This is a genomic window from Allosphingosinicella sp. (assembly GCF_036387215.1).
Classification (GTDB): Bacteria; Pseudomonadota; Alphaproteobacteria; order Sphingomonadales; family Sphingomonadaceae; genus Allosphingosinicella.
In genome coordinates this window covers 1-14,397 of sequence record NZ_DASVUE010000232.1, presented here as the reverse complement: position 1 = coordinate 14,397, position 14,397 = coordinate 1, and the positions used below count along the sequence as shown (strand labels likewise).

Below are 14,397 nucleotides of genomic sequence, written 5' to 3'. Positions count from 1 at the left end.
GCCTTCGGAGCGGAGCTTGCCGGCGTCCCGGGCGCCCGCTTCGCCGCCGAACTGCACATAATCGTCGAAGGCGATCGTCTCCGCGCGGATGAAGCCGCGCTCGAAGTCGGTGTGGATCACGCCCGCGGCCTGCGGCGCCTTGGAGCCCTTCTCGACCGTCCAGGCGCGCGCTTCCTTGGGGCCCGCGGTGAAGAAGGTGATGAGGTGGAGGAGGTCGTAGCCGGCGCGGATGATCTGGCTGAGGCCGGTTTCCTCGAGGCCCAGGTCGCGAAGGAATTCGGCCCGGTCCTCCTGCGGCATGGTCGCGATTTCCGCCTCGATCGCGGCCGAGATCACCACCGCCTTGGCGCCCTCGGCGGCGGCCTTCTCGAAAACGCGCGCGCTGTGCGCGTTGCCGGTGGCAGCGTCGCCCTCATCGACGTTGCAGACGTATAGGATCGGTTTGGCGGTCAGCAGCTGCGCCCGGTCCAGAGCGAGCTTCTCCTCCGCGTCCTTGGGCTCGGTGAGCCGCGCCGGCTTCGAGTCCCTCAGCAGCTCCAGTGCCTGGCCGAGCACGCTCGCCTGCACCTTCGCTTCCTTGTCGCCCTGCTGTGCCTTCTTGGCGAGGTTCGGAACGCGCTTCTCGAGGCTTTCGAGATCTGCCAGCATCAGCTCGGTCTCGACGGTCTCGGCGTCCGCGATCGGATCGACCCGGCCCTCGACGTGGGTCACGTCGCCGCCTTCGAAGCAGCGAAGCACGTGAACGATGGCGTCCACCTCACGGATGTTGCCGAGGAACTGGTTGCCGAGGCCTTCGCCCGTCGAGGCGCCGCGGACGAGGCCGGCGATATCGACGAATTCGAGCTGCGTCTCGATGATGCTGGCGCTCTTGGCGACCTTGGCGATCTGCTGGAGCCGCGGGTCCGGCACCGCGACGCGGCCGACGTTCGGCTCGATCGTGCAGAAGGGATAGTTCGCCGCCTGCGCCGCCGCCGTCTCGGTCAGCGCGTTGAAAAGGGTGGATTTGCCGACGTTCGGCAGCCCCACGATCCCGCACCGAAAACCCACTGAACGCTCCTCGTGAAAAACTCCGGCTGCGCCTAGCGGGGCGGGCCGGGAAGCGCTAGCCTCTGCTCAAATCGAGGAGGGGAAGCTTATGTCTTTGATGCTGATTTTGCTCGCAGCCGCCGCAGCGCCGCAGGCCGCCGTTCCGCCGCGCGCCGCCGTCCAGAAGGCGGTGGAGGGGCTCGACCTGTCGACCTTCCCTAACTCGCTCCGCTCCGAAGCGGGCCCTAAGAAGAAGACCTTGCGGCAGTTCGGGCGGCAGACCTTCAAGTGGGAAGATGGAGCGCTTCAGGTCACCGAGGCATCTGGCGATTTCGCCCGCAGCTTCCGCCCGCTGCGTTCGGTGAAGGGCCGCATGCGGCTCTGCATGGACGAGCAGGCGCTGAAGGGCACCTATCTCACCTCGCAGGCGATCGAGCTCACCCCCGCCGCCGGGGGCCTCTACCGCGCGCGGGTGGTGAAGGATCCGAACTGCGAGGACTATGCGCGCTAGCTAAGGCGCCGGTTCGGCCAAGGCCGGAACGGGCACGCCGAAGCTCCTGAGCAAAGCCTCCGTGCGGTCGGCGACGAGATCGGCGAGCGTGTAGCGGTCGAGCGTGTGCATGAAGGCCCTGAGCGCCTCGCCCAGCACTCCGGTGAGGCCGCAGGCGGGGGCGATGATGCACGAGCCGCAATCGACGAGGTCGAAACCTTCCTCGGTGTGCCGCACCACCTCGCCGACATTGATCTCCGAAGGCGGACGCGCAAGCCGGATGCCTCCGCTCCGCCCCCGCACGGCGGCGACGTAGCCGGCCTTCCTGAGGTCGTGGACCACCTTCATCAGATGGTTCTGCGAGATCGCATAGGCCCGCGCGATCTCGCCGATCGAGGAGAGCCGCTCCGGCCGCGCGGCCAGGTGCATCAGCACGCGCAGCGCATAGTCGGTGTATCGGGTGAGCTTCACGTCATTCTCCGGCAGCGATCGGCAGCAGCAACATACATGTATTCTCCTTGCATCTTTTACAGCAGCAGAATAGATGCATCTATGGTACATGATTAAGCGAGTCGTAGGGCAAGGGGAGAAACACCATGCGTCACGAGCAGGTGAAGCTCAGGGAAAGCTTCGACATCATCGATGCGGCCGAGATCTGGCCGCAGCCCGATACCTCCATCCAGCCGCCGATCGGCGAGTTCGACCAGCGGCCCGCTTCGGCGGCGCCCGACGTGCCCACGGCGGTCGGGCGGGCGATCGTCGCCGTCTATGCGGGCCTGATCGCGATCTTCTTCCTCACCATGGGCGGCAGCGGCGAGGCGCGGTTCATGATCGCGATCAGCGGCTTCTACGTGGCGATGTTCCTCGGCGTTCCCCGCCTCTTCTTCGCGGTCGAGAAGGACCCTGCGCGCCGGCCCGACCTCCGGCGCTTCATGGCACGGGGCATCGACACCCACACCGGCCGGATGTCCGGGGGCTCCGCGCTCGCGCAGATCTTCGTCGTGCCGGTGCTGCTCACCGCTGCGATCCTCGCCATCGGCCTCGCCGGCCTCTGGATCCTGCCGTGACCGAGGCCGGTCTCCAGACCCTGGTCGATGCCTTCTACGCGAAGGTGCGGCTCGATCCGGTGCTCGGTCCCGTCTTCGGGCGGGCGGTCGACGACTGGCCGGAGCATCTCGAAAAGCTCGGCGCCTTCTGGTCCTCGGTGATGCTCACCTCCGGCCGCTACAAGGGCAACCCCGTCGCGGCGCACATGCGGCAGGCCAAATGGATCGAACCGGCCATGTTCGACCGCTGGCTGGAGCTCTGGCGGGAGACGGCGCGGGAGACGCTCGCCCCACCCGATGCCGCCGCAATCATCGAAAAGGCGGAGCGCATCGCCGAGAGCCTGAAGCTCGCTCTGTATTTTCGCATCGCCCCTGAAGGGCCTCGCGCAGCTGCTTGAAAGGAGACAAGAAATGTCCGCTCCATTCGTCGATCTGACCGTCCACCACAGCCCCCGCGGCGTCTCAGACCGGATCGCCTACGGCTTCACCAAGGCGCTCCGCTTCTGCGCCGATACCTTCTTCGCCAAGCGCTACGGCCACCGCGCGATCGTCCTCGAGACCGTCGCCGCGGTTCCGGGAATGGTCGGGGCCACGATCAACCACCTGAAGTGCCTCCGCCGCATGTGCGACGACCGGGGCTGGATCCGCACGCTGATGGACGAGGCGGAGAATGAGCGCATGCACCTCATGACTTTCATCGAGGTCGCCAAACCCACCTTGTTCGAGCGGCTCGTGATCATGGGCGTGCAGTGGGTGTTCTACCTCGCCTTCTTCGCGCTCTACCTCGTCAGCGCCCGCACCGCGCACCGCGTCGTCGGCTATTTCGAGGAGGAAGCGGTGCTGAGCTACACACTTTACCTCCGGGAGATCGACGAAGGCCGGAGCCCCAATGTTCCTGCGCCGCTGATCGCCAGGCGCTACTGGAGCCTGCCGGAGGAGGCGACGCTTCGGGACGTGGTGCTGGTCGTCCGGGCCGACGAGGCGCACCACCGCGACGTCAATCACGGCTTCGCTGACGAGCTTGCCGGGCTTCAGGTCGACGAAAGCAAGATCGCTCCCTCGCCGCCGCACGAGAGCGGCATCCGCCTCGCCGCCTGAGCAATGGCCGAGCCCTACAAGGTGACGCCGGTCTTCGACCAGGACACGCTCCCCGCCGGGCTGAGGCGGGAGCATCGGACGAAGGCCGGCGTCTGGGGCCTCGTCCGCGTGCTGGAGGGGCGGCTGCGGCTGAGCTACGCCGACGGCACCCCCGAGCGCATGCTGACGCCCGCCGCGCCGGGGCTCATCCGGCCGGAGCAGACCCACCTTGTCGAGCCGCTCGGCCTGATGTCCATGCAGGTCGAATTCTACGAGTCCGAACCCTCGGCCTGAGGCGTCCGCATCTCGGCCGGGCGGAGCAGGATCAGCGCTGCAAGGCCGGCAACGGCCGCGGCACCGGCCGCGACCAGCGCCGCAGCGTCGAACGCGTGCGCCAGCGCCTCGCCCCGCGCCGCCAGCACCGATCCCAGCAAGGCCGTGGCGATGAGGCCTCCGGTCCGGGCGACGGCGCTGTTGAAGCCGTTGGCGGTGCCGACATGGTCGCCGTCCACCGATGCCATCACCGCCGTCGTCAGCGGCGCGACCGCGCCCGCCATCCCGATCGCGATCACCAGCACGGCCGGCAGCACGTCGGCCCAATAGGACGTGCCTTCGCCGATCCGGGTCGCCAGGGCGAAGCCGGCGGCAACCACCAGCGGCCCGATCGTCAGCGGCAGGCGCGGCCCGGTGCGCGCCGCGACCGCGCCCATCATCCGTGAGCCGAGACCGATCACCGCCGGCAGCGGCAGCAGCGCCGCGCCAGCGGCGACCGGCGAATAGCCCCGAAGCTCGATCAGTACATAGGGCAGCAGCACGAACAGCCCGCCCAGCGCCGCATAGAGGAAGAAGGTGAGGATGGTGAGGCCGGCGAAGCTCGCCGTCCCGAACATCGCCAGCGGCATGATTGCGCGGTCGCCCCGCCGCCGCTCGATCAGCACGAACAAAAGCATCGCTCCCAGCCCCAGCATCGTCGCGGTCCAGCCGCCGCCGATGCCGCTCCCTCCGCCGGAAAGAACCGTGAGGCCCCAGGTGAGCGCGCCCAGTGCAAGCGTGGCCACCAGGACGCCGAGCCAATCCAGCGGCACCTGCGTCTCCTCCCGGCTTTCCGCCACGTAGCGCCATCCCAGCCAGATCGCGCCGGCGCAGAGGGGCAGGTTGATGAGGAAGATCGCCCGCCAGCCCACGGCCTCGACCAGCCAGCCGCCGAGCAGCGGCCCTAGCGCGCCGGCGATCGCACCGGCTGCGGCCCAGGTGCCGATCGCCCGCCCGCGCGCCGCGCCCGCAAATGCCGCTCCGAGCAGCGCCAGGCTGTTCGGCATCAGCATTGCCGAGGCGACGCCCTGCAGCGCCCGCCCAGCGAGCAGGAGGGGGAGGGTGGCGGCCGCCGCGCACAGCGACGAAGCGACGGCGAAGAGAGCAATCCCGCCGATGAACAGGCGCCGCCGCCCGAACTTGTCGCCGGCGCCGCCGCCGAGCAGCAGCAGCGCGCTCAGCGGAAGCAAGTATGCGTTGACGATCCACTGCAGGCCAGCCGCCTCCGCTCCCAGGTCGGAGCCGATCGCCGGCAGCGCCACGTTCACGACCGAGCCGTCGATGAAGGCGAGCGAGGAGGCGAGGATGGAGGCGATCAGCGTCATCCGCTTCGGAGCGGAGGGCCTGGCCTCCGCGGCCGCCGCGATGCCGCCGTCGCAGGGTCCGGGGACGGCGGCCGTCACTGCGGGACGTGCCCGGAACCCTGATTCACGCTCATTCCGTCCCCCTCCCGCGGCCGCTACAGCCGGTAGTTGAAGCTGATGCTGATCCGCTCGCCTTTTCCGGTGCCGGGCACGACCTCGTGGCGGAGCCAGCTTTCCCAGAGGAAGAGGCTGCCCCGCTTCGGCTCGGCGTAGACGAAGGTGAGCAGGTCCTCGGGTGCGTCCACCAAGCGGGGAGGGGCGGCCATCAGCATCGGCAGCCGCGGGTCCTCGAGCTTCAACGCGCCCGATCCCGGCGGAACGGCGACGTAGACGGTGCCGGAGACGACGCTATGGGGGTGGATGTGCCCGGAATGCGCGCCCCCCGGCTTCAGGACGTTCACCCACAGGCTGTCGAGCTTCAGCCGCCGCCCGCCGAGGTTCATCGCGCACTCTGCGGCGAAGGCGGCGACGTGCCGGTTGAGGAGCCGAGCCAGGTCGGCGAAGCGCGGATCGCGGCTCGGCAAATCGTTAAGCGAGGCGTAGGAGGTGTAGCCGCGGTAACCATGCTCCCGCGACCATGCGCGGCCCGCCTGATCCTCCTCCGCAAGACCCCGGCAAGCATCCTCCAGCTCGTCGATCAGCGCAACCTGTTGAATTTGCGCGTCATAAAAGCGGGTGGCGAAGAGCGAGCGGACGTTCACCCGCCCGAGCTAGCGGAAAAGGAGCGGCAGCGCGACTCCGCCGGGGGCACCGTCGCGGCAATGTATTTACGCAAGTGGTTGATAATGTGAATTAATGCGGAAGTTCCCTCATTCCGTCTCAACCTGCCAACCATCCACCGCTGAATCCCGCCCGGTTCGTTGACTCATCGGTCGGTGAAAGTCATCCCCGTTGCAGCACATCAAGTGAGCGGGGGCCGCGGGCAAGGAGCCGGCGGCGCGCAAGTCGGGGGAAAGATCAGATCGGGCTCATCCGATCAACGATCGATCGACCGCACAGACAAGAGATTGAATGCTCGGTTTTCTGCGAGCCGGCGGCGTTGCCGCGGCGTTGACGATGCTTGCCACCTTCGCCGCTCCTGCCATGGCAGAAGATTCGCAGATCCCGGTCGCCGCGGTGAAAGCCGAAGTGGCGGCGGCTCCCGAAGCCCAGCTTCCGCAAGTCACCGCTCCCCTCGCAGCGCCGGCCGCCCAGGCGCCCGCGCCGGCTCCGCAGGCCGCTACCGCTCCCAAGCCGCGCCCGCTCCGGGACCTGGTCATCTCCTTCGTCGACTATGGCAACCAGGATGCGGAGCAGGATTGCCTCGCCAAGGCCGTCTATTTCGAAGCACGCGGCGAATCGCTCGAGGGGCAGCTCGCCGTCGCCGAAGTGATCCTCAACCGCGCCGCTTCGGGGGTCTATCCGAGCACGATCTGCGGCGTCGTCACCCAGCCGGCGCAATTCTCCTTCATCCGCGGCGGCAAGTTCCCGGCGCTCGATAAGAAGAACCCGCTCTGGCACCGGTCGCAAGCCATTGCCGAGATCGCCCGCAAGCGCCTCGCCACGCAGATCGCTCCGAACGTTCTCTGGTATCACGCCAATTACGTCGCGCCGAGCTGGGGCCGCCGCCTCACCCGCTTCGCCCAGATCGGCACCCACATCTTCTACAGCTGATCGGGGCTGCTCGGCAGCGGCTCCGTCTAACGTCGCAGCCCACGAATGTCTGTTTCCGACCCATTGCGGACATTGCTGTAGGGGCGCAGGCTGCTTGGCATGACGATTGACGCCACGCCTCCCCCAGCACACGAGCAAGTGATCGAGCAGCGCCTTATCGCGTGCGGACTCAGCACAAGTGGCTTCACTGTTAGATATGAGGACGACCTCCAAAGCATCGAGATTGTGATCACGCCCGCTGCTGGCGCGAGGAAGGATCACTTCCCATGCATACGGCAAGCGGCTGAGCACGGAATCGTGAGCTTCGCTGAGGGCAGCATGCAAAAGGCATATTCGGACTTCGAAGCCGAACTGTTGCGTCCGCAGATGCTGGAGAGTGCGACAGCGGAGTTGAAGAAGCGCGGGCTTCTCGCAGACTTTCCGGATCGGAAGAGCTACGCCAACTTAGAGCTATACGCTGAGGCGCTGGAGCGGCACAGCGGGCGGATGCCAAGGTCCAGCCTCAGAGTTTCGGGTGTGGCAATCGTCTTCGATCCGCCAAGAAGTCACCCGAACTTCAGAGACTTCGACAAACGGTATTCCAACCTGATGGCAGTGATAGCGTTCGCATCCGCGCGGGGCGATGCAGACTTCGCGTTCATCGGAAACGAGGCGTTCGCCGTGCCCGAAGGTAAGCAGTAGAGCGGCGTCCAATGCGTTGAGGCGAAATGTCTGCTTTTCGCCCGTTGCGGACGTTCAGCCACCGGGTAAGCTGGCCCATTGATTGTTTTGCCGGCTACTTTTTCGATGAGCACAAGGCTACTTTGACCTGTCGGCAGGTCTTGGACGGAGCACCTATCCTCGCGCTCTGCCACGATGAGGACGGCGACCTGCATCTTACTTGCGGCGGAGACAATCACGCCGAGGGAGATTGGCAGGTGGTGGGCCTTAAACATCTGGCGGGAAGGCTGGGCGCACTTGCCGCCGTTCCACCAGTGCCTCCCGGAACAATCGCCAGCCGTCCTTCGGCGGATGATAGATGGCAGGTGGAACCCTATTCCCGTCCTGGACCAATGTCCGCTTTCGACCCATTGCGGACATTCGCCGCGTCCGCCAATCCGTCTTCATGGCAAGAACAGTCCGCACCATCGCAGCCATGGTTCTAGCACCGCCCCTGTTCCTGCTGGTGCTGGCGCAGATGGGGGCATTTGCTTCTCGCTCGCCGATGATTGGCTACGCATCCATGTTGGGCGTGTGGGCAATAGGAATGGCGGCTTTGCTGTCGTCGGGCTGGGAGCGCCGTATGCTGATTTGGGTCGGCGTGGCATACACAATCGTCGCCGCCCCTATCATTCCATTCCTTGGGCTGCTTGCAGTCTGCTCGACCGGCGATTGCATTTAACGTCCGCTTTCCACCCATTGCGGACGTTCGCTACCGGCGGCACAACTGAAGCGTGAGCGCCAGCGCAGACGAGTTCGACTATTCCTCCACGACGGTCCCAGAGGCCGCACTGTTTGTGGCTGCCGACGAGCCTTTGCTGGTATTTCCCTCCGCCACTGCCGCCGAGCGGGATCTTGAAGCCATCGATGTGGAGAACGGCGAATACCCGGCTGCTTACGGCCCACGTGGCGAGCCATACAGCGTTCGCGCTATAGAAGGCCAAGTGGTCATAGAGCCCACCGGCGAGCTTGAGAGACCTGATGAGCTCAGGGTGCTCCTCTTGCAATATTTGGAGCAGAGCGGTCGTAACGCGGAGGCAAATGCGTCCGTTGAGGCACTGGTGGCGGAGGTGTGGAAGATCGAGAGCGAGTTCTGGCAGGAGCATGACCCCTTCGGCGACCGGTTCGGAACTCGGATACCCCCGTGGGGCTGTTTTGCCTTCATGCTTGCGTTGGGGACGGCGCTTTACCTCGTCCTGCGCTGAAGCCGGGATATCCGATTTTCACGCGCTGCGAGCTTCGCAGCCTAGCCGATGCTCGCCGTCTGGCGGATGCTTCGCGAACGTGGGGATGAGAGACTGGATTGGCGGGGTTTAAGCCGACCACTCTTGCGCTGCGATCAGTCCTGCAGCCTTAGCGCGACTTCGTTCATGAAGCGGGCGTCATCGCCGGCGGCGAGCCATTCGGCTTCGGCGGCGACGGCGCCGAGCATGTCGGCGAGGCGGTCGGTCTCGGCCTTGGCGTAATTGCCGAGCACGTGGCCGGTCACCCGGTCCTTGTGGCCGGGATGGCCGATGCCGAGGCGGACGCGGCGGAAGGCGTTGCCGATATGGGCTTCGGTGGAGCGGAGGCCGTTATGGCCGGCGGTACCGCCGCCGACTTTCACCTTCACCTTGAACGGGGCGAGATCGAGTTCGTCGTGGAACACGGTCACGTCGCCCACGTCTTTCTTGAAGAAGTCCATCGCCGCCCGAACCGAACGGCCGCTGTCGTTCATGAAGGTTGCGGGCTTCAGGAGCAGGATGCGGGCGGAGCCGATCCGGCCCTGCTGCGCCCAGCCGTTGAAGCTCTTCTTGGGCGGCTCGAAGCGGTGGATTTCGGCGATCGCGTCCACTGCCATGAAGCCGACATTGTGCCGGTGCATCGCATATTGCGCGCCGGGATTGCCGAGGCCGACCCAGATCTGCACCGGTTCGAACTCCCAATGCTCGGTCAGTTCACCGAAAAGAGGCTGGCCCGGCACCTCCACCGGCTTCGAACCGAGGAAGGAGCCGAGCCAGGAAAAGAACGACAAGTTGTGGGGCCTTATTCCTGCGTCTGCGCAGGATGATCCTCTTCCTCGTCGCCGCGCGTCGCGTCGGTGGCCGGAACCTCGTCCGCGGGCACTTCGGCCTCGGTCGCGGCGTCCTGGGCCTCCATCACGGAGCCGGAGGAGGGGACGATCGTGGCGATCGTGAAGTCGCGGTCGGTGATCGCGCTCTCGACGCCCTTGGGCAGCGTCACCGCAGAGATGTGCAGCGAATCGCCGATGTCGAGGCCGGCGAGGCTGATCTCGATCTCGTCCGGGATCTCGGCCGCGTCGCAGACCAACTCGAGCTCGTGGCGGACCGCGTTGATCACGCCGCCGCGGCGAAGACCGCGCGATTCCTCTTCACCGACGAAGCGGATCGGCACCGCCACCGTCACCTGCGAGTGCTCGGAAATGCGCAGGAAATCGACATGCATCGGGCGATCGGTCACCGGGTGGAACTGGACGTCCTTGGGGAGCGTGCGGGTCGCCGCTCCGCCAATGTCGATCATCACCACCGAGTTCATGAAGTGGCCGTTGCTCATCATCTTGATGAGGGCCTTCTCCTCGAGGTGGATCGCAACCGGATCTTCCTTGTTGCCGTAAATGACGGCGGGTACCCGGCCTTCGCGACGCATTGCCCGGGAGGCTCCCTTGCCAGCCCGTTCGCGCGCTTCAGCGGGCAGCGTAAGCTGTTCGCTCATGTGCATGTCTCCAAATTTGGAATGGTCAAACGTCCGCCGCTCACGCCTCCAGGGATGACCATGAACGGGGAAGCGGCGCCTGTAGCGGAGCGGTCCGGCAATGGCAAGGGAAGGGGAGGCCGCACGCCTCCAAGGGGCGCCATTAGCGACTTCTTCACGAACAAAGCCTCTAATGGTGCTCAAGGAGAAACCGAATGCAGGCCTTCCTGAGCAAGATCGTCACCGCCTTCTCGCGTCCGCCGGCGGAGGAGGAAGCGGCGCCCGAGGGCCGGCTCGGCGGGATCGTCGCCCGCCAGCGGGGGCTCGTTGCGGCGTCCGTCCAGGAGCGACTTTCGCGCCAGCAGAGCGATCCGCATTCCGAGGAAGCGACCAACCCGCTCTACCAGTCGTCGGTTTATTGTTCGGGGACGATCAACTCGGAAGGGTAACCGCTACCGGCGGGCCCAATGAAAAAGCCCCTCCTTTTAAAGAGGGCTCCTTTATCCTAGCCGATCATCCCGGCGACGATGCGCCTCAGTTCGTGATCGGGAAGGCAGCTCTGGCTGCTCCCGCCGGGAGCGCCGTCATTCGAATTCCTGCCGCCGAACGGCAGGGATAGTTTCGGCCGCCTGGGCCGCATGGTCTGTACGTTCATATAATCCTTCGGCCGATGGCCGTATCCTGGGTTGGCGCTAACGCCTGAACCCCGCCCGGCGCGGGACGCCGGTGCCTTGGCCCGGAGTCCTTTCGCGGAAGACGATCCGGCCCTTCGACAGATCGTAGGGCGTCATCTCCACGTGGACGCGGTCCCCGACCACCGAGCGGATGCGGAATTTCCGCATCTTGCCGGCGGTGTAGGCGATGATCCGATGCTCGTTGTCGAGCATGACGCCGAAGCGGCCGTCCGGGAAGATCTCGTCGATCTGCCCTTCCATGGTCAGCAATTCTTCCTTGGCCATAAAACCCTCCCACGGCTCGGAAACATTCGCGGCGCGGGATCGCGCGGCGGAGCGAGTAGCGTGAAAGGGAAGAGGGCCTCGTCGAGGCGTCAAATTCCGTCGCAGGCGACGTCAGCAAGGGCGATATAGGCGCAGCTTCCCCGATTTACAATCAGCGTCCCTTGTCCGCCCCCTTGGCGGTACCCGCTTTTGCGCATTCGGCTGCGGTCCGGACCGGCGCCTTCCCGTCCGCCGGCCGCAGGTAGAGGACCGACTGCTGGACATCCACCAGCGCATGCTGCGCGCGCATCACGTCCTGGCCGATGATGCCGTGGATCGGCTTCCCCGCAATGCCCTGGAGCGCTTCCACCACCGTCGCGATGTCCACTGCAACGATGTGCTTGAGGCCGGTGGCGGAGCCGGCGATCGTCAGTTCCTGGACCGGATATTGCGACAGCGAGGTCTGCCCGCCGGCGCCGATCGCGATCCCGCTGGCGGTGCTGGTCGCCTTGCCGAGATAGGTGGCGCCGTAGGGGGCGTGGAGAACGCTCATCCCGGCGCCGGTATCGACAGCGAAAGTCGCCGCTTTCCCGTTCAGCGTTCCCTCGACGATGTGGTGGCCGCTCATCAGCGAGCGCATCGGGATCGCCTGAAAGCCCATCCGGCACATCGCTTCGGCAACGTTCGGGGCCGCTCCGCCCGCATCGGGGGCGCCGGCGGCGGTGCAGGCGGAAAGCGCGGACGCGGCCGCCAATGCGAACAGTTTCATCTCGATCTCCGGAATTCGTCTCTTCAACTCCGGAGCCTTGAAAGGGTTCGGGAGCGTGGCCTCATCAGCCGCGCTCCCGCCCTTGCATCACCTGGCGACCTTGACCGCCTTCAGGCCCTTCTTCTTCAGGAAATCCTGGACGCTGTCGGGGCCGGCGAGGTGACCCGCGCCGACCGCCATGAAGACGACGCCCGGCTTCTCCATCCGCTGCCCGATCCAGTCCGCCCACTTTGCGTTGCGGTCGACGAACAGCGCCTTCCGGAGGGCCGGCATCTTGTCCATCCCCTCGTTCGTGATCTTGGCGAGACCTTCAACATTGCCGCTCGACCAGGCGTCGATCATCGGCCCGAACGCCTTGCCCATCTCGTCCATCTTCTCGATCGTCTGGCTGACGCCCAGCACCTGCTCGCTCTCCGGAACGCTGTCCATGGTCGCGATCTGGAACTCGACGGTCTCCAGCTGGCCGACGCTCTTGCCCTTCTCCTTGGCCACGGCCCGGAGGACCGTCTCCGGCCCGAACTCGGGCTTGAGGCCGAGCTTCTGCGCGCCGAGCTGCGCCAGTGTCATCGAGATGAACCAGGGCTCGAGCGGCTCCACCGCCTGCGGCGGAAGGCCGGCGGCCGAAAGCTCCTTATCGAGCTTCGCCTTCACGTCCGGCGTCAGCTTCTGCGAGAGCGTCTTGCCCGCGGGATCGACCGCATATTTCATGATCAGCGGCTGCATCTCGGCCGGGTTCTCGGGGAGCAGGGTCTCGAGCACCAGCTCGGAGGACGCATCGAACGCGGTCTTCACCTCGTCGTTGAACCAGTCGCGCTTGCCGTCCAGCATATGGAAGGTGCCGAACATGTAGATGGTGGTGTCCGCATCCTTCACCACCCACATTGCCGGGCTGACGTTCGGGAGCGCTTCGGCGCCCGCGGCGGCCGGCAAGGCGACGGCGGCAAGCACGGCCGCAATGAACTTCTTCTTCAGCATGATTTCGTAATTCCCCACTAACCCCAAAAACTTAAGGCCGCTTCCATAGAGTTGGAAGGTCCGCTTGGCCACACTGAAATGCGGAATTTCAGCCGCTCCGGCTTGCTTGACCCCTCGCTGGCCTTCCGCCAAAGCGACGGCTCTTGTTGCACGTGCGAAGGGCTCGTTTTGGCTTCCCAGCCGCTCAGCTTCCAGAAGCTCATCCTCACGCTCCACGATTATTGGAGCGCGCAGGGCTGCGTCATCCTCCAGCCCTACGACATCGAGATGGGGGCGGGGACCTTCCACCCGGCGACGACCCTGCGGGCGCTCGGGCCCAACCCGTGGAAGGCGGCCTATGTCCAGCCCTCCCGCCGCCCGACGGACGGCCGTTACGGCGAAAACCCGAACCGGCTCGGCCATTATTACCAATATCAGGTGATCCTGAAGCCCAGCCCGCCCGATCTCCAGTCGCTCTACCTGGGCAGCCTATCGGCGATCGGCATCGACTTCACCCGCCACGACATCCGCTTCGTCGAGGACGATTGGGAAAGCCCGACATTGGGCGCCTGGGGCCTCGGCTGGGAAGTCTGGTGCGACGGCATGGAGGTGACCCAGTTCACCTATTTCCAGCAGGTCGGCGGCTTCGACTGCAAGCCTGTGGCGGGCGAGCTCACCTACGGCCTCGAGCGCCTGGCGATGTACATCCAGGGCGTCGACAGCGTCTACGATCTCGCCTTCAATGACGAGGGCGTCAGCTATGGCGACGTCTTCCTTCAGAACGAGGTCGAATTCAGCGCATACAATTTCGAGGTCGCGGACACCGAGAGCCTGCTGCGCCGCTTCCGCGACGCCGCCGACGAATGCCGCCGCTGCATCGAACGCGGCCTTCCGCTTCCCGCCTACGACCAGGCGATCAAGGCGAGCCACATCTTCAACACCCTCCAGGCGCGCGGGGTCATCTCCGTCGCCGAGCGCCAGGCCTATATCGGCCGCGTCCGCGACCTTGCCAAAGGCGCCTGCGCCGCCTGGATGGAAAAGAACGGATGGGCCGCGTGAGGGGGCCGCAAGATCCTCCCCGGGACGGGGAGGGGGACCGCGCCGCGCAGCGGCGGGGTGGAGGGGGCGCGACGCGTTCACTGCGCCGTCCCGAAGTCTATGAAGCACGCCGCGCCAGGTGGGAGATGAGCTTGCCGGAAGTCTTGCTCTGGCAGCGGCTGAAGGGCGGACCGGAAGGAATGTCGTTCCGCAAGCAGCATCCGATCGGCGCCCATCGCGCTGATTTCTACTGCGCCGCTGCAAGGCTTGTCGTCGAGGTCGACGGGACTGCGCATGACATGGGTGATTGTCCGGCGCGTGACGAAGCGCGAACTCAGAC

Annotated in this window: 22 protein-coding genes; 12 read left to right on the top strand and 10 right to left on the bottom strand. The window is 65.9% G+C overall.

Going from position 1 to position 14,397, the window contains the following annotated elements; translation table 11 throughout:
- The coding region (ychF, locus tag VF662_RS09155; protein WP_464140119.1) for a redox-regulated ATPase YchF at window positions 1–1,047 on the bottom strand (1,047 nt) is incomplete at its 3' end.
- 88 nt (window positions 1,048–1,135) lie between these two features.
- Between ychF and VF662_RS09150 the strand changes: the two genes are divergently transcribed.
- Window positions 1,136–1,537: a hypothetical protein gene (locus tag VF662_RS09150; protein WP_464140117.1), complete on the top strand. Its 402-nt coding sequence runs from the start codon at window positions 1,136–1,138 to the stop codon at window positions 1,535–1,537.
- Here the strand turns inward: VF662_RS09150 and VF662_RS09145 are convergent, their stop codons facing one another.
- Window positions 1,538–1,987 carry an RrF2 family transcriptional regulator gene (locus VF662_RS09145; protein ID WP_464140115.1) on the bottom strand — a complete coding sequence of 150 codons (450 nt, stop codon included), beginning with the start codon at window positions 1,985–1,987 and terminating at the stop codon, window positions 1,538–1,540.
- 125 nt (window positions 1,988–2,112) lie between these two features.
- Between VF662_RS09145 and VF662_RS09140 the strand changes: the two genes are divergently transcribed.
- The 4 genes from VF662_RS09140 to VF662_RS09125 are packed head-to-tail and all read left to right on the top strand — an operon-like array spanning window position 2,113 to window position 3,933.
- Window positions 2,113–2,583, top strand: coding sequence for a hypothetical protein (locus VF662_RS09140; RefSeq protein ID WP_464140113.1), 471 nt, complete (start codon window positions 2,113–2,115; stop codon window positions 2,581–2,583).
- The gene (locus VF662_RS09135) at window positions 2,580–2,960 is read left to right on the top strand and encodes a group III truncated hemoglobin (RefSeq protein ID WP_464140111.1); all 381 of its coding nucleotides are present in this window, start codon (window positions 2,580–2,582) and stop codon (window positions 2,958–2,960) included. The genes VF662_RS09140 and VF662_RS09135 overlap by 4 nt, the downstream gene beginning before the upstream one ends.
- 13 nt (window positions 2,961–2,973) lie before the next feature.
- Entirely contained in the window at window positions 2,974–3,660 is a 687-nt protein-coding gene (locus VF662_RS09130; RefSeq protein WP_464140109.1) for an alternative oxidase, read from the top strand.
- 3 nt (window positions 3,661–3,663) lie between these two features.
- Window positions 3,664–3,933: a TehB family protein gene (locus VF662_RS09125; RefSeq protein ID WP_464140107.1), complete on the top strand. Its 270-nt coding sequence runs from the start codon at window positions 3,664–3,666 to the stop codon at window positions 3,931–3,933.
- Here VF662_RS09125 and VF662_RS09120 read toward each other — a convergent pair.
- Together VF662_RS09120 and VF662_RS09115 are read right to left on the bottom strand one after the other, a co-directional pair.
- Window positions 3,909–5,354, bottom strand: coding sequence for an MFS transporter (locus tag VF662_RS09120; protein ID WP_464140105.1), 1,446 nt, complete (start codon window positions 5,352–5,354; stop codon window positions 3,909–3,911). The genes VF662_RS09125 and VF662_RS09120 overlap by 25 nt on opposite strands.
- A 56-nt stretch (window positions 5,355–5,410) precedes the next feature.
- Window positions 5,411–6,016 carry a TIGR02466 family protein gene (locus VF662_RS09115; protein ID WP_464140103.1) on the bottom strand — a complete coding sequence of 202 codons (606 nt, stop codon included), beginning with the start codon at window positions 6,014–6,016 and terminating at the stop codon, window positions 5,411–5,413.
- A gap of 310 nt (window positions 6,017–6,326) precedes the next feature.
- Between VF662_RS09115 and VF662_RS09110 the strand changes: the two genes are divergently transcribed.
- The 4 genes from VF662_RS09110 to VF662_RS09095 all read left to right on the top strand — a co-directional run bounded on the left by VF662_RS09110 (window position 6,327) and on the right by VF662_RS09095 (window position 8,872).
- A complete protein-coding gene (locus VF662_RS09110) occupies window positions 6,327–6,968 on the top strand; it encodes a cell wall hydrolase (RefSeq protein WP_464140101.1) in 642 nt (213 codons plus the stop codon).
- Window positions 6,969–7,067: 99 nt separating this feature from the next.
- Entirely contained in the window at window positions 7,068–7,649 is a 582-nt protein-coding gene (locus tag VF662_RS09105; protein WP_464140099.1) for a hypothetical protein, read from the top strand.
- A 337-nt stretch (window positions 7,650–7,986) separates the two neighbouring features.
- Window positions 7,987–8,349 (top strand): hypothetical protein, encoded by a 363-nt coding sequence (locus VF662_RS09100; RefSeq protein WP_464140097.1) that lies wholly within the window; start codon window positions 7,987–7,989, stop codon window positions 8,347–8,349.
- A gap of 52 nt (window positions 8,350–8,401) precedes the next feature.
- Window positions 8,402–8,872: a hypothetical protein gene (locus VF662_RS09095; RefSeq protein ID WP_464140095.1), complete on the top strand. Its 471-nt coding sequence runs from the start codon at window positions 8,402–8,404 to the stop codon at window positions 8,870–8,872.
- A gap of 134 nt (window positions 8,873–9,006) precedes the next feature.
- Here the strand turns inward: VF662_RS09095 and pth are convergent, their stop codons facing one another.
- Together pth and VF662_RS09085 are read right to left on the bottom strand one after the other, a co-directional pair.
- Window positions 9,007–9,576: an aminoacyl-tRNA hydrolase gene (gene pth, locus VF662_RS09090; protein WP_464140121.1), complete on the bottom strand. Its 570-nt coding sequence runs from the start codon at window positions 9,574–9,576 to the stop codon at window positions 9,007–9,009.
- 116 nt (window positions 9,577–9,692) lie between these two features.
- The gene (locus VF662_RS09085) at window positions 9,693–10,379 is read right to left on the bottom strand and encodes a 50S ribosomal protein L25/general stress protein Ctc (RefSeq protein WP_464140093.1); all 687 of its coding nucleotides are present in this window, start codon (window positions 10,377–10,379) and stop codon (window positions 9,693–9,695) included.
- 194 nt (window positions 10,380–10,573) lie between these two features.
- Between VF662_RS09085 and VF662_RS09080 the strand changes: the two genes are divergently transcribed.
- Window positions 10,574–10,807, top strand: a complete 234-nt coding sequence (locus tag VF662_RS09080; RefSeq protein WP_464140091.1) for a hypothetical protein — start codon at window positions 10,574–10,576, stop codon at window positions 10,805–10,807.
- A gap of 56 nt (window positions 10,808–10,863) precedes the next feature.
- Here VF662_RS09080 and VF662_RS09075 read toward each other — a convergent pair whose 3' ends face one another.
- The 4 genes from VF662_RS09075 to VF662_RS09060 all read right to left on the bottom strand — a co-directional run bounded on the left by VF662_RS09075 (window position 10,864) and on the right by VF662_RS09060 (window position 13,040).
- Window positions 10,864–11,013 (bottom strand): hypothetical protein, encoded by a 150-nt coding sequence (locus VF662_RS09075; RefSeq protein WP_464140088.1) that lies wholly within the window; start codon window positions 11,011–11,013, stop codon window positions 10,864–10,866.
- Between the two features lie 37 nt (window positions 11,014–11,050).
- Window positions 11,051–11,317: a translation initiation factor IF-1 gene (gene infA / locus VF662_RS09070; RefSeq protein ID WP_464140086.1), complete on the bottom strand. Its 267-nt coding sequence runs from the start codon at window positions 11,315–11,317 to the stop codon at window positions 11,051–11,053.
- Between the two features lie 151 nt (window positions 11,318–11,468).
- Window positions 11,469–12,092 (bottom strand): aspartyl protease family protein, encoded by a 624-nt coding sequence (locus VF662_RS09065; protein WP_464140084.1) that lies wholly within the window; start codon window positions 12,090–12,092, stop codon window positions 11,469–11,471.
- Window positions 12,093–12,152: 60 nt separating this feature from the next.
- Entirely contained in the window at window positions 12,153–13,040 is an 888-nt protein-coding gene (locus VF662_RS09060; RefSeq protein WP_464140082.1) for a TraB/GumN family protein, read from the bottom strand.
- A gap of 168 nt (window positions 13,041–13,208) precedes the next feature.
- On the opposite strand from VF662_RS09060, the gene VF662_RS09055 reads away from it, so the two are divergent.
- Together VF662_RS09055 and VF662_RS09050 are read left to right on the top strand one after the other, a co-directional pair.
- Entirely contained in the window at window positions 13,209–14,078 is an 870-nt protein-coding gene (locus VF662_RS09055; protein ID WP_464140080.1) for a glycine--tRNA ligase subunit alpha, read from the top strand.
- Window positions 14,066–14,397, top strand: a 332-nt coding sequence (locus VF662_RS09050; RefSeq protein WP_464140077.1) for an endonuclease domain-containing protein, incomplete at its 3' end; no start/stop codon positions are given. The genes VF662_RS09055 and VF662_RS09050, both read left to right, overlap by 13 nt.